Here is a 24,538-nt window from a genome sequence, read left to right as displayed (position 1 = left end):
GAGAAATTTAAAAAGAGCTCTAACAGTCAATAATATGCTTCAAATTAAATTTATGTTGAGCTGTGTTTATTCTCTTCAAGTAGGAAAAAATCAGCAGCTAATTGAGATGCCCAAGAATTTGTTGAGAATACTCCTTGATAAAACCCACAATGACTGCCTTTTTTTGTTGTTACTACTGCGATATTAGGCATTTTTCTGACTGTGGCTTTATAAGGTTCAAAATTATGAATATTACATACGGGATCATCTTCTGAATTTAGAACTAATAATGGCGTTTTCACATTTTCTAAAACAAGAATAGGGTTCGTTGCATTACAATAACTTATATAGTCCTGATAACCAGCCATTTCGTAATAAGTTTGTTCAAAATCAAATAATGACTTACTGTTTAGAATCTTAGTAAGTGACTCAGTATTTTTCCAAGTTTCCTGATAAGGCTTAATAAACTTAGTGATCAGTTTTTTGGTCATCACTTTACTATAGAATGGATGTACCGCACGAAATCCTGATTCAGTGTTATAGCCTGGACATAAAGCAAAAGCTGCTTTAAGTGGTGTTGCTTCAGCTTCTTCCCCTAAATAACGAACTAATAATCCAGTCCCAGCAGATGAACCCATAGCATATAAAGCAGAGGAAGGATATTTCTCCTGAATATATTGTAGTTGTTCACGTAGATCTTCAGTTAACCCAAATAAATTAATTTTAGGAACAGGCATTGGTAAACCTGCATGACCTCGCCGTAAACACAAGGCAATACGCCATCCTGTATAGCGATGTAAGTCTTGTACCAGTTCGCTCATGCTTTCTGGTGTACCTGTAATGGTATGTAATATTAATATCGTTGGGGTATTGGGAGGTAAATCAGTACCTAACCATGCGATTCCAGTTATTCCGCCATCTTGCATGTTCAACTGATCAATACGATCATAATTTAAAGAAATACTACGTTTTTTTATTACATCAAAATAAAGCAAATGCAAATGTCGATTAGATAGCCATGGGGTAGGACGATACTTTTGATGAAGTTGTGATAATTTTTCAATGATCGGACTAAGTTGCCCTTGTTCATTAAAATACAGTTTAGGCGATTCTGTTCCTGTGACTTGATCAAATTTCGTTAAGGCATGTTGACTGATTCTACTCAACAGATTTTTCATTAACGTTCCTTTTGACCTACAATTATCATCATTCGAAATAAAAGCATAAATGCCATCAAATTTCAAAAAATAGTGTTTACTCTACGACTATAGAAATTGCTTTACTCTTATTTTGATTAAAAATAACACTATTCCCTTGTGGATGGATTTTAAATATTAATCAGGGAAGATGATGTATCATCATAAACAATCAATAAAAGGAATTTTTGATGACAAAATTAGGTAATATTAAAGTCCTCGCTTTTGATGTATTTGGTACCGTTGTTGATTGGCATTCCTCTATTGTGAATGAAATAAAAAAAATGCATCTACCTGTTGATGCAGATCAATTTGCTCTAGATTGGAGAGCTGGGTATAGACCGGCTATGGACAAAGTTCTTTCAGGTGTAAACAATTGGAGTTCTATTGATGATATTCATCGTTCAATTCTAGAAGATTTACTCATTCAATATCATATCTTAGATCTATCAGAACAACAAAAATGCCACCTCAATTTGGTGTGGCATAGATTAGCGCCTTGGGCCGATACGGTACAAGGATTAAATAAGCTCAAGGAAAAATATATTATTTGTACGTTGTCTAACGGCAACATTAGGTTGCTCGTTGATCTGGCTAGATTCTCTAATCTACCTTGGGATTATATCTTTTCAGCTGAGAATTTTCGTAGCTACAAACCCTCACCTAAAACCTATCTAGGTGTAGCTGAGCTTTTGAATGTGAATCCTGATCAAGTTTTAATGGTTGCTGCACATCATGATGATTTGGCTGGTGCACGATCTTGTGGGCTGAGGACAGCTTATATTGAAAGACCTTTTGAGTTTGGAAAAACTAACATTAAAGATGTCTCTCCATGTAGTGAAAATGATTTACATGCATCTGATCTATTAGATTTAATTGTTAAGTTAAACGAATCTGTATAACAGCAATTGGCTTATCTTTAGTAATTAAAATTATGGAAGATGGTAAGTTAATTATATGGAATATATAATAATCAGTCGCTAAAACGTGATCATAACAAGTTAAATTTGATCACATCTTTGCGACTGATTGAAAGCAAAATAGGCTTTTTATCTGTGTTATTTGTAGAGCTGTAATGAAAGTTCATCCCAATGCTGTTTGGCTATTGCCATTGCTTGCATTTTGACATGACCAAATCCACGTACTTCTACTGGTAATTGAGCAATTTGTAACGCGATCGATAAATTAAAACTCTCAGGTTTAGAACTGATCGTTTGTACAAATTCAATATAACGATCACGCCAAGCCTGTTCTTGTTTACGCTCTGATTGCGCTGAGAATGGATCAAATGACGTCTCTCGAAGCCATTTTAAATGAGCAATAATCATCATTGGAATGCGCATCCAATATCCAAAAGCACGTTTACGTATAGAGTGATGTGTTCCCCAAATAGGAGGGGCAAGGTGATAGGTTAAACGTAGACCTTTACCAAATTGAGCTTCAATAGATTGTTTAAACTTCTTCGCTGTAAGTAGGCGTGAAACCTCATATTCATCTTTATATGCCATGACTCTGTACAGCTGAGTTGCAATGACTTCAGCTAATTCTTTTGGTAATACTTGGGCTGCCTGTTCTGTGAGGGTTCGATACTTAGCTGCATAATCAGGATTCCAATAATCAACCAACCGAGCAGAACGATCTTCAATTAATTCAGCCAATGTACGTGGTTTACTGTTTGTCGATAACATTGCCACAATTTGTGTCACTAACTCAGGATCACTCATTAAATGGCAGCCAACACGAAATGCTTCAAGATTTTTTTCTATGGCAGTTCCATTAAGGCGAATTGCCATTTCAATACTTTCACGCTCCAATGGAATCTGACCTGATTGCCAAGCCATTCCTAGTAATAATTGGTTTGTAAAAATTGCATCTCCTAAAACTTGTGTAGCTATGCTTGTAGCAGGTATGGATATAATTTTACCTTTTATCGCCTGACCTTTTATTCGATTAATTAAATCTGTGATTGGAGCATACCAGTCGCGTGATTGAATAAAATTATAAGTGGGGAAAACATCTTTATTAATGATAGCTGTCGCGTTTGTTTTTAAGCGAGAAAGTGTAGCATTGCTGCCAGCGACAATCGCATCCGCGCCAATGAGAAGATCACATTGATGAGCAGGAATTTTAGTTGAAGAAATTTGTTCATCCTGTGCGGCAAGTTGTATATATGAATAAACGGCACCTCCTTTTTGAGCAAGTCCAGCCATATCCATGATACGTGCTGACTTACCTTCTAGATGTGCTGCCATACCAAGTATTGCACCTGCTGTAACTACACCTGTACCACCAACTCCGCCCACCATAATGCGTCTGACTTGTTGGTCAAGATCAGCAATGTTTGGTTTCTTTGGCCAGCCAGAGGCTATATTTTTAATTGTTTCTGTGCCTTTCATATCTTGCGTATGTACAGTCACAAAACTTGGACAGAATCCTTTGACACAAGAAAAGTCCTTATTACAACTACTCTGATTGATTTTACGTTTAGTTCCTAACTCTGTTTCAATAGATTCGATGGACAAACAATTGGATTGTTTAGAACAATCACCACAACCTTCACAAATATCACTATTAATATAAATCCGCTCTGCAATATCAGGATAAGCATTACGTTTACGGCGGCGACGCTTTTCACTCGCACAAGTTTGAACATAAATTAAGGCTGTTACGCCAGAAATCTCACGTAATTTACGTTGAACATCGTCCAATTCATTTCTATGATAAATTTCGACATGAGGAGCAATTTTTTCATCTGCATGAATCAACTCAGGTTCATCAGTAATAATGACTTGTTTTTTGATTCCTTCAGCATCTAATTGTCTTGTTAATTGTGCAACGCTCAGGTGGCCATCAACGTGTTGTCCACCTGTCATGGCAACAGCATCGTTATAAAGAATTTTATAGGTAATATTTATTTTCGCCGCAATTGCTTGGCGAATGGCAAGATAACCTGAATGAAAATATGTCCCATCTCCAAGGTTGGCAAAAATATGCTTTTCATTGGTAAAAGGAGAGGCTCCAACCCAGCTCACACCTTCACCACCCATTTGTGAGAAAGTCTCTGTACCTTGATCGAGTGAAACAGCGATGTAATGGCAGCCAATACCACCCAAGGCACGGCTACCTTCTGGCAAGACTGTTGATGAGTTATGTGGGCAGCCACTACAAAAGAAAGGTTTCCTCTCTACAATATCAAGAATACGTTGTGACTCTTGTTCTGCTTTGTCTAGTAAGGCCACTCTCTTTTGAATGTGTGTTTTTAATGTTTCAGTAATATCTAACTTTAAAAATCGAGCTGCAAACATTTTTGCGATTAGTTCAGGTTGAAACTCATAGTGCCCAATTAAAGGGGCTTCATCACTAGAAGTACTCCATTCACCTTTTCCATCACAAGCTTTACCTATAATACGAGGGCGTTTACTGTCTGGAAGAGCATATAATTCATCTTTAATTTGTGTCTCAATAATAGGCCGTTTTTCTTCAACAACAATCAACTCTTCTAGGCCTTCAGCAAATTCTCGTATTCCGTGTGGTTCTAATGGCCAAATTAAGGTGACTTGGTATACTTTCAATCCAAGCAGTTGTGCTACTTCACCTTCAATACCGAGAATCCGTAAAGCTTCAATACTATCTAAATAGCCTTTACCACTAGCAACAATACCTATACGAGCATTGGGACAGTGCCATGTGACCTGATTTAATTTATTTTCCCGCGCATAGGCCAATACTGCAGGTAAACGATATTTGTAAAGACGTTCTTCTTGTTGAATACCATGATCAGGCCAACGAATATTGACACCATCTTGAGGCATATGAATTTCTGAGGGCAAAACTGGAACGACTCGGTCTAAATCGATGTGTACAGATGCAGACGTTTCAACAATCTCACTGACCAATTTCATTGATGTCCAGACACCAGCAAAACGTGAGATAGCAACGGCATGCACCCCTAAATCGAGAATTTGTTGTATAGAGCTTGGATAGAAAATGGGAATACCACAACCAATCATGACATGTTCAGACTGATGCGGAATGGTAGAGGATTTACAAGAGTGGTCATCGCCAAAGAAAGCAACGACACCTCCTTGTGCTGAGGTTCCTGCAAGATTTGCATGGCGAAGAACATCTCCAGAGCGATCGACTCCAGGGCCTTTGCCATACCACCATGCGGTTACACCATCATATTTACCTTGACCAGTAAGATTCGCTTGTTGTGTTCCCCAAATGGCCGTAGCTGCTAAATCTTCATTTACACCAGGCTGAAATACGATGTGATGGTCTTTAAGTATGCTATCAATTTGCCAAAGGTAATGATCGTAATTCCCCACAGGTGAGCCACGATAACCAGATATAAAACCAGCCGTGCGCTTACCCTTTATCGTATCACGCCGTGTTTGTACAAGTGGCAACCGAACTAAGGCCTGGATACCTGTCATATAGGCTGTACCATTATCACTGAGAAATTTATCTTCCAGTGATACATCTTTTGTTGGAATCTTATGTGGAATAAATTTTATAGCAATATCCATTTATATCTCCCTGAAATTTTGTAGTTTGAGCTACTTTCTTTTTTCAACATCCAGTTGAATATTTGGAGTAAAAGACACACTTAGAAAAATTGATAAGTTAAGTTATATGTTGAAATTGTTTAATGTGTGTACATTAATGTCATTGTGGTTGATTGGGCCTAATGCAACAATGTGTAATTTAGAAAAAGATATTTACGTTATGCGCAAAAATCTTGATGGTGGATTACTACATGCAATACATGCCTTCCTAAAAGTTATTGATAGTGGCAGTTTTACTGCTGCAGCAGAGCAAATGGAAATTACAACAGCTCAGGTATCTCGACTCATTAGTGAGTTAGAAGGGCGTCTAGGAATAAAATTATTACAACGATCGACACGACAACATGCATTAACTGATATTGGTGCAACCTATGCAGAACAATGTCGTCAAGTACTTGCAATGATAGAAGAGGCTGAAACTCAGGCAAGGGGGATGACCACTAAACCACAGGGGCGGTTACGTGTTTTGAGTATGGCAAGTTTTGGTCATCACTATGTATCTCCAGTGCTGGCAGAGTTCTGCCAAACTTATCCTGAATTAACGGTTGAATATCGTACGTCACAGAATGTCCCTGATCTCTTAGGTAAAGGCATTGATGTCAGTTTATATCTAACCGAATCTTTAGCTGACTCTAGACTGGTTTCTCGTCGAATAGGAACCATCTTTTCAGTACTTTGCGCATCGCCAGACTATTTAGAAAAACATGGTGTACCCAAATCAATAGATGACCTACAGCAACATGCTTGTCTGAGATTGGTGAATCCATCAATAACGGCGCAATGGCACCTCATTAATGATGATTATTCGTATCAAATTGATATTTCAGGGCCATTAATTGCAGATACACCTGAGCTTTTACTGGACATGGTACAACAAGGTATGGGAATTGCCTTACTTCCTACTTTTACTGTGAATGAAGCGGTACGTAGTGGAAGATTACAGCGCATTTTAGCTGATTGGAGATCACCTGATATTGGTGTTTATACCTTACTACCATCACGACAATTTATTGATGCAAAAACAAGGGCATGGTTAACTTGGGTTGAGAAAAAAATTTCGCCTAAAATTCAAAATGATACAAACTTCTTTTTATAATCTAAGATGCTTATTAACACATTTATTTACGTGTTAAATTAACTTTTAATTGATTTTGAAATAAGACGCAGAGAGCTCAGCCAAAACATCTGAAAAAGTTAAAACCGAATGAGGAGTATTTCATTCGGTTTTCTTCTTAAGGACTCTTTATGAGATGAATTAGATAGTGCCTAAATATTAATCATCATAATCTACGAGTATTATTTCTGTGTTTGAGGATCATTTGGAGAAGAAATGCGAATATGCTGCATCATTCCTTGATCTTCATGATCTAAGATATGGCAATGTAAAACAAAATCTCCAGTATAGCGCTGGTATTTGGTTCTAAAAATCACTTTATAGCTGGCTCCTCGGACATTTTTAACCAATATAGTATCCTTCCAACTTCCTTTTAATCCTCGATATTGGGGATCAGGGGCAGCACTTTTATCATAATCATCTATTGAATCTATTGCGCTAACATCCTTACCATTGGGATCATAAATTGCGATGATCTGAAATGGATTAATATGAATATGAAATGGGTGACTTGCTAATTTAGAAGTTAATGTCCATTCATCTGTTCTTTCTAGTTTTAAATCGCGATCTACACGGCCCAATTGGAATGGTTTACCATCTATCTGAAACTGTGGTGGATTTTGCGTATTATCAATATTAAATTCTAGTTGCTGTTTATATGGAGTTTGCGGTAAATCAGGGTGAGGAACAAAATGGCTTAGTTTAAGATTATTCTGTAAATCATTAATGACTGACTTACGCATGTCTAAGTTAATATTTTGATTTGCATGTTCAATCAAAGCATCTGTTAAAGTCTGTGATGTAGGGTTGGCAGCATTTACATGAACCACCGCCATTAAACGTCTTTCTGAGTTTACTCTATCAACATTAGCCGAGGCTGGAGCTGACTCATTAATGATGCAGTAACGTCCTTTTTGTGGAAATTGTATTAAAGCGTCATAACGATAACTAGGTTGCAGTACAGTTACTGGTTGTTCATGTATCTGTTTAAGGGTTAATCCATCGTTAGCAATAATATATTGATTTACCACTGGGCCCGTGCAATTTTCTTTTAATAATTTTTTTTCGCTCTGTGTGGTTAAGTCCAATTTATTTGGTGCATGTTGCATTAAACGAATTGTTAAATTGATACTATCACGCACACCCGCATGAATCATTCGCCAACGTTCAACTTTTCCAGCAACAGCTTGAGTTAACAAAGGCTGTATTTCTCCATTAATACTCGTATAGCGTCCAGATTTAGTCCAATTTCCAGCGCCAAAGCCTTGATAATCTCGAATCTCACCAATATCGCCGTGCCCACAAAAATAGCTACCATCAGAATTGGTTTTTATTGTGCCATCATTGTTATAACAGGCGTATTGGATTTGTTGAAATAACAAAATACGTTCTTTAAACCCTTTAGTAAGTAAATCCAAATCACCTGTTTTGTTTGCGGTAGGTTGGCGATTACCACGAATAATTAAAGCCCCAGCCATGCCACTACCAACTTGAATTGCGGTTGAGCCATGTCGATGTGGGTGATACCAGAAGGTGCCAGCTGGATGATCTTCAGCAATATTATATTCATATTGAAATTTTGTTCCTGGTGAAATAGAAACAAAAACATTATCACTTTTGTCACGTGGGCTCACCCATAAACCATGCGTGTGCATATTTGTGGTGTCAAAACAGTGTGGTTGATCAGTATGCATATGCTCACTAGAACATGTTTGATCTGCCCCAGTTTTTTGATTACTACGTGGATCAATATTCAGTTGATTATTTAGTGTTGCCTTTAATGTTTCTCCAGGAAAAATCTCAATTGTTGGAGCGACAAATGGAGTGTTAAGACTAGTATTTGTTCCTTGATAACCTCGTAAAATTACTGAATCAAAGTGCTGAGTCGCTGGATTCCATAATTTACTTTTAATTTTTCTCACATCCCATGTGAATGAAGCTTCACTCAACTTTTGTTTTCTATTTACATCTGATTTAGCATTTGATGGGGATAACACACTACTACGATTGATCTGCATCGCTGGTGGGTCTTGCAAAATTTGATCAGTGGCATAAACTTTAAAATTAACTTCCAAAAACAGTAAAGTCAGTATTATTATTCTGGTATTCATGGTTTTTTGCCTTTTGGGGGATTATAGATTTCTCTTAAAATAATTTTTATTTTTTAATTAAGGTTCTTTTAATCTAAAATAATTGAAATTTATTTCAATGAATAATTTTATTAATATTGTAGACAAATTTAATAACAAAACTTACTTAAATTAATATTAAAAACAAGATATAAATGATACTAATTATTTATTTTCAATAAGTTAACCTTCCGTAGTTATTGGTGTTTAGTATGTTTTTAACATGAATTTTTAGATTAAAATCTCAATGTTTTATTTAGAGTTTGTTTTAAAAATAACATATAGAATTAAAGCAATTCAAAAACAGTTATACATAATCAATAACCCATTGAGCACCTATAAGTAATATTTCTTTTATATAATATTAATGTTTCATAAAGAGAGGCTGGTTTAATGCTTATAAGTACATATTGGATATATTTACTTATTTTAATATATTCTACTATTGATTTAGCAATAAAAAGGTCAGTAAAAATTTATGATTGACTTTTCATTCTAGTAAAAGTTATGATTTTGGAATGATCATTCCATAACGGTAATTCAAAATGAGACCAAAGGAATTTGAAGAAGATGTAATAGCTGAAGCTGCTATGAAAGTATTTTGGCAAAAAGGATATGCTGGTACAAGTATTCAAGATCTAGTAGAGGGGACAGGTCTTGGTAGAGGTAGCCTTTACAACACTTTTGGAAGCAAATATGGACTATATGAGTTTTCTCTAAAACGTTATTACGAAATAACAGCCGATAATATAGCTATACTGTCTGAAGAAGGAAAAGCTAAGGACTTAATTTTACGTCTACTTATGAAAATTGTCTCAGATGAAATTAATGACATAGAGAATATGGGCTGTATGGTGGCTAATGCATCTTTAGAAATGGCTCGGTATGACGAAGGAATCGCACAATTAGTAGAAAAAAACTTAGAGAGAATGGAAAAAGCTATCTGTACGTTGTTAATACGTGGAAAAGCTAGTGGTGAAATTGATTCCACTAAAAACCCTGAAGTATTAGCTAGGTTTATTGTTAGTACAATCCAAGGAATACGTGTTTTTAGTAAGGGTAGTAGTAAAAAAGGACTCTCTGCAAAATTAGTTGATATTGTGAATGTAGCAATGAGCACAATTTAATTTTTTAGAAGTTTAAATTCACTTTAAAAAAAGTGAATTTTTTTACTTGGTTTTGGAATGATCATTCCATAATAGGGTAACCCATCTTTAATAATCCGATTTAAGTTAAAGTAAATTATACATGAATAGACAAAACAAGACATTAAGTGCAGTTGAGACTGAAAGTTCTAAAGAGGATATTCCTATTTTAAAGCTTCTAACATTTACTCTTGCTGGTTTCATTACGATTATGACAGAAACAATTCCAGCTGGTTTATTGTCATTGATTAGTAAGGACTTACAAGTAACAGAAGCTTTGGCAGGACAGTTAGTATCTGTTTATGCTTTAGGCTCCGTGATAGCTGCTATTCCTGTTGTTGCTGCCACTCGTAGTTGGTCTAGAAGACCATTATTCTTACTAGCAATAAGTGGCTTATTAATATTCAATACATTAACGGCATTATCTTCCAGTTATATTGTTGTGTTAGTTGCCCGTTTTATTGCAGGAATGTCAGCAGGAATTATTTGGGGGATACTGGCAGGTTATGCTAGAAGTATGGTCTCTATTAATTTACAGGGCCGAGCACTAGCTATAGTTGGTGTGGGACAACCAATTGCTTTGTGTATGGGAGTACCTTTAGGGACTTGGTTAGGAAGTATTTTTGGGTGGAGAGGTGTATTTGGGATCATTTCTCTGCTCGCTTTATTCCTATTAATTTGGATTAGACTTATCATTCCAAATATTTCTGGACAAATTTCAGAAAATCGCCAACCAATTAAAGAGATTTTTTTACATCCAGGCATTCGTTCAGTATTAGCAATAATCTTCTTATGGATACTTGCACATAATATTTTATATACCTTTATTACACCTTATTTAAGCTTAGTGGGTCTTGGTAATCGGGTGGATCTGGTACTTTTATTATTTGGTGTATCTTCAATCATTGGTATTTGGATTACTGGTGTGTGGGTTGATAAAGCATTACGCTTATTAACTTTACTAAGTCTGGTAGGTTTTGCTGTCGCTGCTATTTTAATAGGGTTGGGTGGTGCTAGTAATGATGCTTGGCTAGTACTAAGTGGTATCACATTATGGGGTATGGCTTTTGGTGGGGCACCAACATTGTTGCAAACAGCAATTGCTGATACAGCTGGAGAAGGTGCTGATGTTGCTCAGTCCATGTTAGTTACTATCTTTAATTTTGCGGTTGCTGGAGGAGGATTATTAGGTGGGATATTACTTCAAAAAATAGGCCCATTATCGCTCACGATTGCAATGTGTATGTTATCAATAATTTCAGTCTATGTAATATTGCAATCTAAAACACATGGATTTAGAAATAGATAAACAAAGCAGATTCACGAAGATTTTCAGTCACCCAATCTAACCCTCTATAGGCTCATAGGATTGTCTTTATCGATTGTTACTCAAAAAATATAGTTAGCTGAGGATGGTTTTTTGTTGCTACGATTTCTGTTTAGCTTTTTGGCGTAAGACATACAAATATAAGTTTTCTACTTTTTCACGTGCCCATGGTGTGGTACGCAAGAATCGTAATGATGATTTAACACTTGGATCTATGCAGAAACATCTAATTTCAATTTTACGACTTAAGCCAGCAAAGCCACCATAGTAATCTAATAATTCATTTAGAATATCAGCAAGTTTTTTACCATGTAAAGGGTCATTGGTAGTGTTCATAATAGATCAACTATATTTTGGGAGGCCATCATTATAACCTGAGATAGTTGAAAAATGAGAGAGTTGGACTTTAAACATAATTAACATGGAAAATGGCAGCTTTTTTCTAATTATAAATTAGTCAAATTCTAATTATGTTACTTGGGATACTCATCAACGTGAATTATAATTGCAGATATTCACGTTGATGAGCTGTGGCAACAAACAGTGACTTGCGCAGCAGTGCTGCTCAGGCCACAGTCTCAGATATCCTATTTAACATAAAATAAAGTTATGCGACTTCAGAGTTACTAAATTAATAATCGTAATTGTATTTAAAAATACTGATATATTGATGAATAAACATTGAAAATATTGGAGTAATGTTAATTGAGTCTTGATCAATTTGGAAACACTGATTTACAAAAGTTAATTTTACTAGTTAATCTTGGAATTTTACATTCTTTAGAAAATGATTATATAACTATTAATGAGGCTGAGTATTTTTTATACACACCATTTATGATGAATCTATTAAAAAAGAACAAATATTCTAAACACTTAATTGATGTAATTCATAGAGGAATGGAGCTAGAAAATCTTGAATCATTTAATCTTGATGTTAAAAATGAAGTCAAAGAAATGTTTAAAGAGTGTGAGGTGTTGATTAAACTACTTCCCGAGAGTAGTTGTCAATTTGAGAAATGGTATGATCAAAAGTTATTTGATAACTACAAATAATAAACATTAAATGAATCATAAAAAGAGTCCACATTCTCTAATAGTGGACTTTAGTCCCAAATTCGGGACTTTTTAATATTTTAATCCCTCATTAGCTCTTTGCTTTTGTTATGAACAATCATTATCTTTAACATATCTTTTAGCTGCTCGCGTTCGTTACTCACTACATCTTGTTTAGATACTTATGGCAAATTATGTAAGAATATTTTAAATTATCTCTAAAAAGAGAATGATCAAGGACTCGAGAATTCAATCCAGTAACAGACCATGCTTAATTCCATAAATTAGTGAATGATTTAGAGTTGATTAATAAAGAGTTCATAGACACATTTGGTGCTGATAAAGCTGTAGATATTAGAATTCGAACCTTCAATGAAAAATCTATTGCTGATTTATATGAAAAAATTCAAGATCACAAAAAGCTCGGTATTGAAAATGATCCTGTAATTACTGACTTATACAAGCTGATCAAGGAAGTTAAATCCAAAATTAGTAGAGAATAGTGCTTTATTTAATCGCTTTCTAAGGGTCAATCTTGAAGAGTTGATGTTAATAAAGTGAAACTTGCGAACAGATTCAGTCGGGTAGTTGCAGACATTCACAGGGCAAGAACTGCACCATATTAAATAAAAATGTCATAGCCACGCAGACTTGCGTAGGTTTGACTTAATACGCAGGTCAAGTAGCGATCTGATTTCGGCATAACTTATATTATGTTACTTGGGATACTCATCAACGTGAATTATAATCATAGATATTCACGTTGATGAGCTGTGGCAACAAACAGTGTTGTGTAGGCTACAGTCTTGGATATTCTATTTAACATAAAATGAAGTTATGCGACTTCAGAATGAACTTAGTAATCAGTAATGAAGATTAATTCTTCTAATGTTAAAGTTTCCTTTTTATCTAATTCCTTCCATTTATTTAACATTTTTTGATACTTCTGACGCATAGGGCTGTGAGAGTTCATCAAGCCTTTTTCAATAATTTCAGTAAAACGATTATTTTCTTTTAAAGCTTTGGTGAAATTCATTAATCTTCTTTCATTATTACCATCGAATCCTAAGAACGTTATTTTATGTTCATCAATTCCTGCCTTATCTGTCAGATCATCATAATTATTTTTTAAAGTCCTATATAAACTTAATGTTTCTACTACCAAGCTAGTATCTGCATCATCCAGCACATCACTTACAACTTGAAAATGCTCTTTATATAGCCATTTATATCCATGTCTAAAATTATCCGACAATTGCTTATAGTCGTCTTTTTCATACTGACTATCTGAAAGTTTACTTAATATTTCATATTGATTGGCGAGAATAAGACGCTCTGTATCTGTAAGATTATCTAAAGTTGACATATATAACTCATTTAATTAATTGAATATTCTTATATTGGTGTATTTTTTTTGAATTGCAAGACCATAATCAAAAAAGAGTCCACGTTATCTAATGGTGGACTCTTATCATTTTTACATTTCGATAACAAAAAAGCTTAAGTCATTATTTTTAAAAGATTTCAAAAAACAAAATTATATATCTTGCATTGCAAGACTATATATCTTGTATATCCAATATATATCATATTGGTTTTTAAAGATTTATCCCAATTTGCCACCCTTTAAACATTAATGAATACTCTCGAACAGGGCATAGGTTCATTGGTGGTTTGAATCTAGATTAATCTATCTTATCAAGTACTTCTTCGCGATATTTTATAACTTCATCAGCCTTTAGATTCTTAAGGTGATACTTGATAAGAGCATGAATTACATCAGATTCTTTCATTAAAACTTTTTTCTCAATGACGAACTTCATCAAAGATTCTTTGATGCTGTCAACTTCGTCATCTCGAATTTTATAAACCTTAGCCATAACTTTGATTCCACGTTAAAAAGTAACTTAGTTTTATTTTAAACTTAATTTAAAGTTGTAAAGTTACTTTTAAAATGATTTAATCCTAAATGTAAATTGGTAACTTTTAAATAAGGTAACTATGACTGCTATAGCGTTCCAAAATCATCTCGATTTCATTCAGGCTGCTTTCAATCAAGTTGCCAAAATTGTTGCTGAACATGGCCATCCATGCCTAGACGTATGTTGTCCTGCTGAATCTACAGAAAGATGCCTTAAGCATTTGGCAGTGGTGGCAAGTGACTGGTCGTATGACTATTCACTGATTGATGCCCACTTAGAAACCTATAAAAAAGCCAATGCTGAAATTCGTGAATATTTAGGAGAGTAGGGTGATGGACAAGGCATGGGAGCTGATTAATAAAATCCAAGACTTCGATAAAAATACTCATCAACTGACAGAAGTCTATGAACAATCACAATTCATCATGGATGAAATTGTCTTAGCTGCGACTTATTCAGAAATTAATTTCGGTGTTTACCAAAATCTAAAAGATTTCCTAAATGGTGTTGTTCAAAACAAACTAAACCATTGTCAGCAACTCATCACTAAAAAACAGAAGCAACCCAAAGACAATTCAGTCATTCAAACATTTGAACATAAAATAGCCAATGTACTGAAAAATACGGTACATCCAACTCAGAAAGGTTCTCAAACCCCAATTTATAATATGCGGGAAACGATTGACCAAATCTGCATCATGTACCCAGACATAGAGGTCATAGCCACGCAGACTTGCGTAGGCTTGGACTAATACGCAAGTCGAGTAGCGGTCTGATTTCTGCATAACTTATATTATGTTCATTAGGATACTCAGTAACGTGATGTATAATCGTAGATCATCACGTTACTGAGCTGTGGCAACAAACAGTGTTGTGTAGGCCACAGTCTTGGATATTCTATTTAACATAAAATGAAGTTATGCGACTTCAGAATGAACTTAGTAATCAGTAATGAAGATTAATTCTTCTAATGTTAAAGTTTCCTTTTTATCTAATTCCTTCCATTTATTTAACATTTTTTGATACTTCTGACGCATAGGGCTGTGAGAGTTCATCAAGCCTTTTTCAATAATTTCAGTAAAACGATTATTTTCTTTTAAAGCTTTGGTGAAATTCATTAATCTTCTTTCATTATTACCATCGAATCCTAAGAACGTTATTTTATGTTCATCAATTCCTGCCTTATCTGTCAGATCATCATAATTATTTTTTAAAGTCCTATATAAACTTAATGTTTCTACTACCAAGCTAGTATCTGCATCATCCAGCACATCACTTACAACTTGAAAATGCTCTTTATATAGCCATTTATATCCATGTCTATAATTATCCGACAATTGCTTATAGTCGTCTTTTTCATACTGACTATCTGAAAGTTTACTTAATATTTCATATTGATTGGCGAGAATAAGACGCTCTGTATCTGTAAGATTATCTAAAGTTGACATATATAACTCATTTAATTAATTGAATATTCTTATATTGGTGTATTTTTTTTGAATTGCAAGACCATAATCAAAAAAGAGTCCACGTTATCTAATGGTGGACTCTTATCATTTTTACATTTCGATAACAAAAAAGCTTAAGTCATTATTTTTAAAAGATTTCAAAAAACAAAATTATATATCTTGCATTGCAAGACTATATATCTTGTATATCCAATATATATCATATTGGTTTTTAAAGATTTATCCCAATTTGCCACCCTTTAAACATTAATGAATACTCTCGAACAGGGCATAGGTTCATTGGTGGTTTGAATCTAGATTAATCTATCTTATCAAGTACTTCTTCGCGATATTTTATAACTTCATCAGCCTTTAGATTCTTAAGGTGATACTTGATAAGAGCATGAATTACATCAGATTCTTTCATTAAAACTTTTTTCTCAATGACGAACTTCATCAAAGATTCTTTGATGCTGTCAACTTCGTCATCTCGAATTTTATAAACCTTAGCCATAACTTTGATTCCACGTTAAAAAGTAACTTAGTTTTATTTTAAACTTAATTTAAAGTTGTAAAGTTACTTTTAAAATGATTTAATCCTAAATGTAAATTGGTAACTTTTAAATAAGGTAACTATGACTGCTATAGCGTTCCAAAATCATCTCGATTTCATTCAGGCTGCTTTCAATCAAGTTGCCAAAATTGTTGCTGAACATGGCCATCCATGCCTAGACGTATGTTGTCCTGCTGAATCTACAGAAAGATGCCTTAAGCATTTGGCAGTGGTGGCAAGTGACTGGTCGTATGACTATTCACTGATTGATGCCCACTTAGAAACCTATAAAAAAGCCAATGCTGAAATTCGTGAATATTTAGGAGAGTAGGGTGATGGACAAGGCATGGGAGCTGATTAATAAAATCCAAGACTTCGATAAAAATACTCATCAACTGTCAGAAGTCTATGAACAATCACAATTCATCATGGATGCAATTGTCTTAGCTGCGACTTATTCAGAAATTAATTTCGGTGTTTACCAAAATCTAAAAGATTTCCTAAATGGTGTTGTTCAAAACAAACTAAACCATTGTCAGCAACTCATCACTAAAAAACAGAAGCAACCCAAAGACAATTCAGTCATTCAAACATTTGAACATAAAATAGCCAATGTACTGAAAAATACGGTACATCCAACTCAGAAAGGTTCTCAAACCCCAATTTATAATATGCGGGAAACGATTGACCAAATCTGCATCATGTACCCAGACATAGAGGTCATAGCCACGCAGACTTGCGTAGGCTTGGACTAATACGCAAGTCGAGTAGCGGTCTGATTTCTGCATAACTTATATTATGTTCATTAGGATACTCAGTAACGTGATGTATAATCGTAGATCATCACGTTACTGAGCTGTGGCAACAAACAGTGTTGTGTAGGCCACAGTCTTGGATATTCTATTTAACATAATATACATTATGCGAAATCTATATAAATTCTAAATACAATGTATGATTATCATATTGCTAGTTGTCGTTGTCTGAGCACTTTCAAGCAAGCTGCAATAGATATCACTATTCAGATTAATTCTATGGTTTTAGTCCAACTTTGATGTATAAGAATCACTACATTTAATAACTTCAAAATTTCAATTAGAATCCAACAGTCTAGATGGTTACCACAGAATTTTATTCTACACCTCACTTCTTTATTAAATTTTCGACAACAAATAATTTCTAATAGTATCTGAGAAAATCTCATTTCATCTTTGCTTGCCTTTTTTCTTACACTACTACTTTTCTCAGTTTATCTTTATGCTGACGATCACTTATTAAACGATTTTCTTTTAAAAGCATAAAAACCAACACTAAGTTATTTAATTTCAATATGTTAGTGTTTTAAATAAATTTGAATAGATTGTGAGTAATCCACAAATTTTGCGGACAACTCTAGGGATAACCCTCGTATAAGTTATTTTTCATTTAATAAAAGGATGATAAATCACTATACCCAAGTCGCTAGTTGCTCATCAGCTTGCTCTAAGTAGTGATATTCATTCATTGTTAATAACTCAAATTGCTGATCAACAAATTTTAGTGTTGTAATACTTGCATTACTAATTTTCCAAATGAGATCTGCAGTTTGATTGAAATCTAAATTTAGCAATTTAGCAATGACTAAAGAAATAACACCACCTGAACTGAAGATTGCTACATGTTTAGATGGATACTGATTTAGCAATTGGGAAAGATTTATTAATGCTTGATCGACACGTTGCTTAAATTCACACCATGATTCAGTATATTGATGATCATATTCGGTACTTATCCAACGCATCATTGCTGCGGTGAATATCTCCATCATAAATGTTTTTGGGTTTTCAGCAGTTGCAATGTCTTTTTTAATTAATTCTGGATTTGCAAACCGAGCATTATATAAAGCAAAAATTTGCTGATGATCAAATTCATTCCAAGCAGAATCAATATGCATGTTGAATTGAGAAAATTGTTGCAAGGCTAAACTCGCAGTTTGTTGATGACGCCGCATGGAACCAGAAATAACCAATGGAGTACTATTAATAATTTGTGATAAATGTTGCCCCAATATTTTTGATTGCATTTCCCCTTTTACAGACAATTGATCATAATTTTCTTGGCCAAAAGAAGCTTGACCATGACGAATGAGATAAATAATAGTCAACACCAACTCCTTGTCGTATATCTGATCATAAAAAATATCCTTTAATTATAAATAAGTTAATGCTGGTTTATTGGATTCTTCATAGAGTTTAACAATAAATGTAAATATTATGAATTCTATAAACAAGAATATATGTTGGCACCAAAATATTTTCTGTCATGCACATTAATATTTTAACTACACATTAACTATCCATTTGTTTAAAATATCTAAGTTATATACATACCTACCTATATTTATTTCAATCAAAATATTTATCCAATTTACGGAAAAAACTATGATTCAAAATACTAGTCAAGACATACAATCAACAAAAGATTTTCCATATTCTGTTCATGGAAGATTCGGTCGCTTATCTTACTTAGCTTGGTTATTCATTACTAGCGTACTATACAGTTGCGCACTTGTAGTTGTTACCCTACTAGGTCTAATCACAGTTGCCACTTATAATGGTGAAGCTGTTGGTATTCAAGATTATATTGGAACTGGACTTGGAGTTATTACATTAATAGCCCTTATTATTGTGATCATTGGTGCAGCTGTATTGAGCATTATTGTTAGTATTAGACGTCTACATGATCTAAATAAAAGTGGTTGGTTATGCTTACTTTTCTTACTGCCTATAGTTAACATTATTTTTGGCTTCTACCTTATGTTAGCTCCTGGTACTCAAGCTACGAATAACTATGGTCCAGTGAGAATTACCGAGCAAACTGAGAAACTTATTGGTATTTTATACTGTATTTTTCTTGCAACAATCTTTGTATTGTATATTGGAGCATTAACTTTTTCCGCAGCATTGATGACTCAATATAATGATTTACAACAAAATGGTTTAACCGAAAACTCAATACAATTGGATCAATCTTCAATTGAAAACGATGCTCCTGCAAGTGAGCCAACCATTTAATTTATCTTCTTTATAGCATTTACTAAAATGGCCTAACTTTTAAGTTAGGCCATTTATCTTATCAATTAGATGACTTTACTTATTGGTATGCAAGTTGAACCATTAAACGAAATGCTCCTGCTATAACAAATAAAACCAGTACACCAGCAAGCCATAGGAAAGTAAACCACTTTAATTCCGATTTTTTCATTATTACACCTTAATTAGTGGTAGCCTTCATCACCAATACGCACTTTATCTCTAAACACCCAATAAGATAAACCTGTATAGATTAGAATAATTGGAATAAGAAGTAAGGCACCAATTAAAGCAAAAAGCTGACTGCTTAAAGGTGAAGCTGCCTCCCAAATAGTAACGGACGGTGGAATAATATAAGGCCATAAACTAATAATGAAACCAGTATAAGCAAGGAATACCAAAGCTAAAGTATATATAAAAGGGCTTAATTCCTGACGCAGTTTACATGCACGCAAAGTAAGTACTGTAAATAGTACAACTAAAATTGGTACTGGACTAAAATACATCAACTGAGGTTGACTAAACCAACGTTCTGCAATTTGAGGTTGTAATATTGGTGTATAGATACTGACACAAGCAAATATGACTAATAATACAATGATCAATTTTGGCATTAATTTATACATGGTTTCTTGGATTGAAGCTTCAGTTTTAAAAATCAACCATCCACAACCTAGCGCAGCGTATAATACCACCACACCAACACCAGTAAATAAACTAAAAGAACTTAACCAGTCTAGTCCACCACCTGCATATACCCCATTTTCAACCTTAATCCCCTGAATATATGCACCTAAAATTACACCTTGAAAAAAGCTTGCTAAGATAGAACCACCAATGAATGCTTTATCCCACCAATGCTTAGATTTATTTGCCTTAAATCGAAACTCAAATGCAACGCCACGAAAGATTAAGGCAATGAGCATCATAATAATTGGCATATACAGCGCAGATAGTACAGTAGCATATACTAATGGAAATGCAGCATATAATGCGGCACCACCCAGTACCATCCAGGTCTCGTTGCCATCCCAAACTGGAGCAACAGTATTCATCATCACATCACGTTCTTGCTGACCTTTTACAAATGGAAATAAAATACCAATACCAAGATCAAAACCATCAAGAACTACATAAATCAACACACCGATCGCAATGATTACCACCCAAATTAATGATAAATCAATCATTTGTCATGCTCCTGCGAATGAGTTGTAGGTTTTGATTCATTTGAACTATCAAGTTCATCCTCTACACTACTTAATGGACGTTTTGATGCTTGAATAACTTCACTATCAGCATGCAATTCTGATTGTGCATAAAAGAATTCAGGTCCCTTATGCATAACTTTGAACATGTAATAAATTCCAATGCCAAAAACCACACAATAAACCACGACAAAAAGGATTAGGCTCAAACCAACTTGTTCTGCAGAAACTGGAGATAAACCATCTTTGGTACGCAATACTCCATAAACCAACCAAGGCTGACGACCAACTTCTGTTGTAAACCATCCAGCAAGTAATGCAATAAATCCTGATGGTCCCATGAGTACCGCAAAACGCTGTAAGCCTTTATGTTCATAAAGCTTTTGATTTTTACGTAATAATAATCCTAACAATGCCAATAAAATCATTAACACACCAAGACCAGCCATGATACGGAAGCTCCAAAATACTACCGTAGAATTAGGACGATCTTCCGGTTCAAATTCTTTTAATCCTTTGACCTCACCATTCATTGTGTGTGTCATGATCAGACTGCCAAGATTAGGAATACCAATGGCATATTTTGTTTCTTCTGCTTGCATATCTGGAATGCCAAATAGATAAAGCGGCATTCCACCCTCTTTATTTGTTTCCCAGTGACCTTCTACTGCTGCAAGTTTTGCTGGTTGATGCTTCAAAGTATTCAAGCCATGCATATCACCAATGAAAATTTGCAAAGGAGCTAGAATAAGGAGTAACCATAACGCCATAGAAAATGAGGTCTTAACAAGTTTATCTCGACGCCCTTTAAGCAAATGCCATGCAGAAATTGCAAGTACAAGTAAAGCAGAAACTAAAAATGCTGCTGCTGCCATGTGTGCAAGTCGATATGGAAATGAAGGGTTAAATACAATGGCAAACCAATCTTGAGGAACAATAATGCCATTTTCAAAACTAAATCCCTGAGGTGTTTGCATCCAACTGTTCGAAGAAAGTATCCAGAACATTGAAATACAAGTACCAATAGCGACCATTAGTGTTGCAAAGAAATGTGCTCTTGGACCAACTCTTCCCCATCCAAACAACATAACCCCTAAGAACCCTGCCTCTAAGAAGAAAGCACTTAGTACCTCATAAGTTAATAATGGTCCTGTCACGCTCCCAGCTATTCGGGAAAATTCACTCCAATTTGTTCCAAACTGGTAGCTCATAACGACACCAGAAACAACGCCCATACCAAAAGCAATAGCAAAAATTTTAGCCCAGTATTTAAATAAGTCCCGGTAAACAGGATCATTGGTTTTTAACCAACGCCATTCTATTACAGCAAGAAAACTTGCAAGCCCAATTGAAATAGCTGGGAACACAATATGAAAAGAAACAGTAAAAGCAAATTGAATACGTGCTAACTCAAGTGCTGTCATACCTAAATTCATGGGTAGACCTCGCAATGTTGAATTAAACATACTTGTTGATTATTGCTGTTTTTGATGTGCACAGCCTCACAGCACTGCTTTTGGCAATGCTTAAAATAAGTTTGCATATTTGCTCACTCTACAATGTGAAATAAATCGAAAATTAAACGATAGATAGCTGTAGAGTGTTGGGGGGAGCCCTACCTTGTGGTAGCAAATAAAGTCGTTGTAACTCAAAGTAGATATGCTTAAAGCTTTCACTATAAGCCAATAAACGGACTTGAATACGAACAAGAATCTCTTTGAGATCAATCTCAGGTGGCAGATGTAAATTGCCGTAGATAGTGCAATATTGACATTGATGGGTCAGGTCATGATGACTATGACCAGAAGATGAATGATCTTGAGAGATATTTAAGTGTTTTAAATCATGATGTATGACGGAATGCTGTTCTGATGAATCGTTATTATGATCTTGCGATGTTTTTTTAGCTTTAATAACCTGAGAAATTAATTCACAGACCGGTGCGATTTGATATTGCTCCGGCAATAAAGGCTGTAAAAAAACAGCGAACTGTAATAGAACTGTCGCTAAAGCGAGCAGTATTCCACTGGTTCTTAGCAAGATGACGATCTCAACTGAAAGTGAATCTGCATGATTTTTAGAAAAACAGTACAGATTGAACACCTGATTGGCTTCTACACAGTGTAAATAACCAAGCTCTATTGTAGGATTAATTTATAATATTTTTCCAGTACTTCTGCATTAAAAAAGAATGATTTTACTAATAAATTTTAGTTTTCAGATTCTTTTGTCTAAAATTCAAGCACCTAGCATTTAGAACATAAAAAAGACCAGAAACAACTGGTCTTTTAATAATCTTCATTTAGATCAATTTGTTAGTTTGTACAAAAACTTAGATTACATGATCAAATTTAGCATATAACACTTGTTCGGACACAAGGTCTTGCCAAAGTCCGCGAAGAATAGGTAAGTAAAATTTTTCACCCAAATCTATGAGATCTGAATCAATGAGTCCGTGAACTTCATGCATAAATAGATAATCTAATTCTATACTTGATAATTTTGATTGCGTTTTTTTAAATAATTGTCGTTTTGTATTTGCCTTTTTTACTAAAGCGTCTGCATAAGCTCGATCTTTATATTGACTCAATGCATTCAAACGTAGCTCAATGACTCCCCAACCCTGTAATAACTTTTGAAATATTGCGAAATCATGTGTAGTTGATTCCCAACTCATTGAATCAAGGTTTTCATCTTCAGGTAAAACAGGCAGTAATAGCTCCATGACACTAGGAAAAATTTTTTTAAAATTTAAAATAAATTTAACTGGATGCTCACCAGGATAATCACTAAATTGCACTTTGTTTTGAACATCTGTTAAATATATATCGAGCATTGATGGAAACCTTGAGTAACTATATGTATTTTAATGGTTTATTTTTTATCTCGCAAAATAAATGCAAAATAAACATAAAACCCTAAAAAATTAAAAATGCATTTTAGCAATTATGACATTTTATTCAATGCAAAAGCCCTTTTAATCAGGAGAGCATACTTAATTTTTTAATCAATTCTCTCCAAAGGCTTGATATTAAATCCATAGATTTAGCTATGTGTATATTTTCCTATTACTAAATTGTCAGATTTCACCAACATCACATTAATGCCATTCCAAATAATGTAAGTTTTTAAGGTTATGACTTGCTTCTTTTTGCTTATTGCTACTATTGATTAAATAGGGATTCTTACTATTTATTAAAATCGGATAATCTTCTGTTATATCATCAGTATATGTCGCTAACCATTGAGAACTTATACCTATGCGTTCTAATCGTCTAAGCTTTTCCTCATGCCGACAGTGAACGCCGCCAATCCATCCCCCAGCTCTCTTTTGTAAAGGTGTTCCGATAACAGTTACATCAACATTGATAGATTGTAATAGTGCAGAAGCCAGCAATTCTGGTGCAGCAGTTGCGATTATAATTTTTCTATTGGCTTTTACATGTGATTCGAGTGTAGTAACACCCTCTTTGAACCAATAAATCTCAGGAGTAGCATTTTTCTTAAGTTCAATTGAAAATGATGTAAATCTTTCTTCTAGTTGATTTTTATTTAATCCAAAAGTAGCAATCCATAAAAATAATGAAGCACCTTTTGATTTATATTTCTTAAATTTCATTAAAGGTAATGCTATAGGTGAAATAAAGACAGCAGCTATAAACCTAAGTGGATGAGATTTTAATTGTTTTACTAACCACGTTTTTGTAGAGTCTGTTGACAATAACGTGCCATCTAGATCAAAAACGACAATATCCATGATTTGTATATCCTTTAAGAATCAAAGCAATTTATTCAAAATTTAGCCTCCCAATTGCTAAAAAA

26 protein-coding genes are annotated in these 24,538 nt (G+C 34.4%); 11 read left to right on the top strand and 15 right to left on the bottom strand.

Annotated features, from left to right (window positions below):
* Nucleotides 1-50: 50 nt before the first annotated feature.
* Nucleotides 51-1,157, bottom strand: a complete 1,107-nt coding sequence (locus RFH42_RS04380) for a YheT family hydrolase (protein WP_308974363.1) — start codon at nucleotides 1,155-1,157, stop codon at nucleotides 51-53.
* Between the two features lie 209 nt (nucleotides 1,158-1,366).
* On the opposite strand from RFH42_RS04380, the gene RFH42_RS04375 reads away from it, so the two are divergent.
* Nucleotides 1,367-2,077 carry a haloacid dehalogenase type II gene (locus tag RFH42_RS04375; protein ID WP_308974362.1) on the top strand — a complete coding sequence of 237 codons (711 nt, stop codon included), beginning with the start codon at nucleotides 1,367-1,369 and terminating at the stop codon, nucleotides 2,075-2,077.
* 156 nt (nucleotides 2,078-2,233) lie between these two features.
* Here the strand turns inward: RFH42_RS04375 and RFH42_RS04370 are convergent, their stop codons facing one another.
* Nucleotides 2,234-5,704, bottom strand: a complete 3,471-nt coding sequence (locus RFH42_RS04370) for an indolepyruvate ferredoxin oxidoreductase family protein (protein WP_308974361.1) — start codon at nucleotides 5,702-5,704, stop codon at nucleotides 2,234-2,236.
* A gap of 199 nt (nucleotides 5,705-5,903) precedes the next feature.
* On the opposite strand from RFH42_RS04370, the gene RFH42_RS04365 reads away from it, so the two are divergent.
* Complete coding sequence (locus tag RFH42_RS04365; RefSeq protein ID WP_308974623.1) at nucleotides 5,904-6,839, top strand: LysR family transcriptional regulator; 936 nt, start codon at nucleotides 5,904-5,906, stop codon at nucleotides 6,837-6,839.
* A gap of 200 nt (nucleotides 6,840-7,039) precedes the next feature.
* On the opposite strand, the gene RFH42_RS04360 is transcribed toward RFH42_RS04365, so the two are convergent.
* Nucleotides 7,040-8,968: a multicopper oxidase family protein gene (locus tag RFH42_RS04360; RefSeq protein ID WP_308974359.1), complete on the bottom strand. Its 1,929-nt coding sequence runs from the start codon at nucleotides 8,966-8,968 to the stop codon at nucleotides 7,040-7,042.
* Between the two features lie 563 nt (nucleotides 8,969-9,531).
* Here RFH42_RS04360 and RFH42_RS04355 point away from each other — a divergent pair.
* On the top strand, nucleotides 9,532-10,113 hold the full coding sequence (locus tag RFH42_RS04355; RefSeq protein WP_308974358.1) for a TetR/AcrR family transcriptional regulator: 582 nt from the start codon (nucleotides 9,532-9,534) through the stop codon (nucleotides 10,111-10,113).
* A 121-nt stretch (nucleotides 10,114-10,234) separates the two neighbouring features.
* On the top strand, nucleotides 10,235-11,440 hold the full coding sequence (locus tag RFH42_RS04350; protein WP_308974357.1) for an MFS transporter: 1,206 nt from the start codon (nucleotides 10,235-10,237) through the stop codon (nucleotides 11,438-11,440).
* 117 nt (nucleotides 11,441-11,557) lie between these two features.
* Here the strand turns inward: RFH42_RS04350 and RFH42_RS04345 are convergent, their stop codons facing one another.
* Nucleotides 11,558-11,794, bottom strand: coding sequence for a VF530 family protein (locus RFH42_RS04345; RefSeq protein ID WP_308974356.1), 237 nt, complete (start codon nucleotides 11,792-11,794; stop codon nucleotides 11,558-11,560).
* Nucleotides 11,795-12,163: 369 nt separating this feature from the next.
* On the opposite strand from RFH42_RS04345, the gene RFH42_RS04340 reads away from it, so the two are divergent.
* Both RFH42_RS04340 and RFH42_RS04335 read left to right on the top strand, forming a co-directional pair.
* Nucleotides 12,164-12,514, top strand: coding sequence for a DUF3969 family protein (locus RFH42_RS04340; RefSeq protein ID WP_308974355.1), 351 nt, complete (start codon nucleotides 12,164-12,166; stop codon nucleotides 12,512-12,514).
* Between the two features lie 287 nt (nucleotides 12,515-12,801).
* Complete coding sequence (locus RFH42_RS04335) at nucleotides 12,802-13,017, top strand: hypothetical protein (protein WP_308974354.1); 216 nt, start codon at nucleotides 12,802-12,804, stop codon at nucleotides 13,015-13,017.
* Nucleotides 13,018-13,370: 353 nt separating this feature from the next.
* Here the strand turns inward: RFH42_RS04335 and RFH42_RS04330 are convergent, their stop codons facing one another.
* Nucleotides 13,371-13,880: a YfbU family protein gene (locus RFH42_RS04330; RefSeq protein WP_308974353.1), complete on the bottom strand. Its 510-nt coding sequence runs from the start codon at nucleotides 13,878-13,880 to the stop codon at nucleotides 13,371-13,373.
* A 319-nt stretch (nucleotides 13,881-14,199) separates the two neighbouring features.
* Nucleotides 14,200-14,394, bottom strand: a complete 195-nt coding sequence (locus RFH42_RS04325; RefSeq protein ID WP_308974350.1) for a hypothetical protein — start codon at nucleotides 14,392-14,394, stop codon at nucleotides 14,200-14,202.
* 121 nt (nucleotides 14,395-14,515) lie between these two features.
* Between RFH42_RS04325 and RFH42_RS04320 the strand changes: the two genes are divergently transcribed.
* Nucleotides 14,516-14,764, top strand: coding sequence for a hypothetical protein (locus RFH42_RS04320; protein WP_308974348.1), 249 nt, complete (start codon nucleotides 14,516-14,518; stop codon nucleotides 14,762-14,764).
* A 4-nt stretch (nucleotides 14,765-14,768) separates the two neighbouring features.
* Nucleotides 14,769-15,188 (top strand): hypothetical protein, encoded by a 420-nt coding sequence (locus tag RFH42_RS04315; protein WP_308974352.1) that lies wholly within the window; start codon nucleotides 14,769-14,771, stop codon nucleotides 15,186-15,188.
* Between the two features lie 186 nt (nucleotides 15,189-15,374).
* Here RFH42_RS04315 and RFH42_RS04310 read toward each other — a convergent pair whose 3' ends face one another.
* Together RFH42_RS04310 and RFH42_RS04305 are read right to left on the bottom strand one after the other, a co-directional pair.
* A complete protein-coding gene (locus tag RFH42_RS04310) occupies nucleotides 15,375-15,884 on the bottom strand; it encodes a YfbU family protein (protein ID WP_308974351.1) in 510 nt (169 codons plus the stop codon).
* A gap of 319 nt (nucleotides 15,885-16,203) precedes the next feature.
* On the bottom strand, nucleotides 16,204-16,398 hold the full coding sequence (locus RFH42_RS04305; protein WP_308974350.1) for a hypothetical protein: 195 nt from the start codon (nucleotides 16,396-16,398) through the stop codon (nucleotides 16,204-16,206).
* 121 nt (nucleotides 16,399-16,519) lie between these two features.
* Here RFH42_RS04305 and RFH42_RS04300 point away from each other — a divergent pair, with 121 nt between their 5' ends.
* Both RFH42_RS04300 and RFH42_RS04295 read left to right on the top strand, forming a co-directional pair.
* On the top strand, nucleotides 16,520-16,768 hold the full coding sequence (locus tag RFH42_RS04300) for a hypothetical protein (RefSeq protein WP_308974348.1): 249 nt from the start codon (nucleotides 16,520-16,522) through the stop codon (nucleotides 16,766-16,768).
* A gap of 4 nt (nucleotides 16,769-16,772) precedes the next feature.
* On the top strand, nucleotides 16,773-17,192 hold the full coding sequence (locus RFH42_RS04295) for a hypothetical protein (RefSeq protein WP_308974347.1): 420 nt from the start codon (nucleotides 16,773-16,775) through the stop codon (nucleotides 17,190-17,192).
* Between the two features lie 692 nt (nucleotides 17,193-17,884).
* Here the strand turns inward: RFH42_RS04295 and RFH42_RS04290 are convergent.
* On the bottom strand, nucleotides 17,885-18,583 hold the full coding sequence (locus RFH42_RS04290) for a histidine phosphatase family protein (protein ID WP_374990811.1): 699 nt from the start codon (nucleotides 18,581-18,583) through the stop codon (nucleotides 17,885-17,887).
* A gap of 274 nt (nucleotides 18,584-18,857) precedes the next feature.
* On the opposite strand from RFH42_RS04290, the gene RFH42_RS04285 reads away from it, so the two are divergent.
* Complete coding sequence (locus RFH42_RS04285; protein ID WP_308974344.1) at nucleotides 18,858-19,490, top strand: DUF805 domain-containing protein; 633 nt, start codon at nucleotides 18,858-18,860, stop codon at nucleotides 19,488-19,490.
* Between the two features lie 79 nt (nucleotides 19,491-19,569).
* Here RFH42_RS04285 and RFH42_RS04280 read toward each other — a convergent pair whose 3' ends face one another.
* The 6 genes from RFH42_RS04280 to RFH42_RS04255 all read right to left on the bottom strand — a co-directional run bounded on the left by RFH42_RS04280 (nucleotide 19,570) and on the right by RFH42_RS04255 (nucleotide 24,476).
* A complete protein-coding gene (locus tag RFH42_RS04280; protein ID WP_308974342.1) occupies nucleotides 19,570-19,680 on the bottom strand; it encodes a DUF2474 domain-containing protein in 111 nt (36 codons plus the stop codon).
* A 13-nt stretch (nucleotides 19,681-19,693) separates the two neighbouring features.
* Nucleotides 19,694-20,698 (bottom strand): cytochrome d ubiquinol oxidase subunit II, encoded by a 1,005-nt coding sequence (gene cydB, locus RFH42_RS04275; RefSeq protein WP_308974341.1) that lies wholly within the window; start codon nucleotides 20,696-20,698, stop codon nucleotides 19,694-19,696.
* Nucleotides 20,695-22,152 (bottom strand): cytochrome ubiquinol oxidase subunit I, encoded by a 1,458-nt coding sequence (locus tag RFH42_RS04270; RefSeq protein ID WP_308974340.1) that lies wholly within the window; start codon nucleotides 22,150-22,152, stop codon nucleotides 20,695-20,697. Before RFH42_RS04270 ends, cydB begins: the two co-directional genes overlap by 4 nt.
* A gap of 142 nt (nucleotides 22,153-22,294) precedes the next feature.
* Nucleotides 22,295-22,756, bottom strand: coding sequence for a DUF2946 domain-containing protein (locus tag RFH42_RS04265; RefSeq protein WP_308974622.1), 462 nt, complete (start codon nucleotides 22,754-22,756; stop codon nucleotides 22,295-22,297).
* Nucleotides 22,757-23,048: 292 nt separating this feature from the next.
* Nucleotides 23,049-23,552, bottom strand: a complete 504-nt coding sequence (locus RFH42_RS04260) for a hypothetical protein (RefSeq protein WP_308974339.1) — start codon at nucleotides 23,550-23,552, stop codon at nucleotides 23,049-23,051.
* Nucleotides 23,553-23,816: 264 nt separating this feature from the next.
* The gene (locus RFH42_RS04255) at nucleotides 23,817-24,476 is read right to left on the bottom strand and encodes a haloacid dehalogenase-like hydrolase (RefSeq protein ID WP_374990816.1); all 660 of its coding nucleotides are present in this window, start codon (nucleotides 24,474-24,476) and stop codon (nucleotides 23,817-23,819) included.
* Nucleotides 24,477-24,538: the final 62 nt, after the last annotated feature.

It is taken from the genome of Acinetobacter rudis (genome assembly GCF_031157835.1).
Lineage (GTDB): Bacteria > Pseudomonadota > Gammaproteobacteria > Pseudomonadales > Moraxellaceae > Acinetobacter > Acinetobacter rudis_A.
The sequence above is the reverse complement of the archived record's forward strand: the minus strand, read 5'-3'. Positions and strand labels throughout refer to the sequence as shown.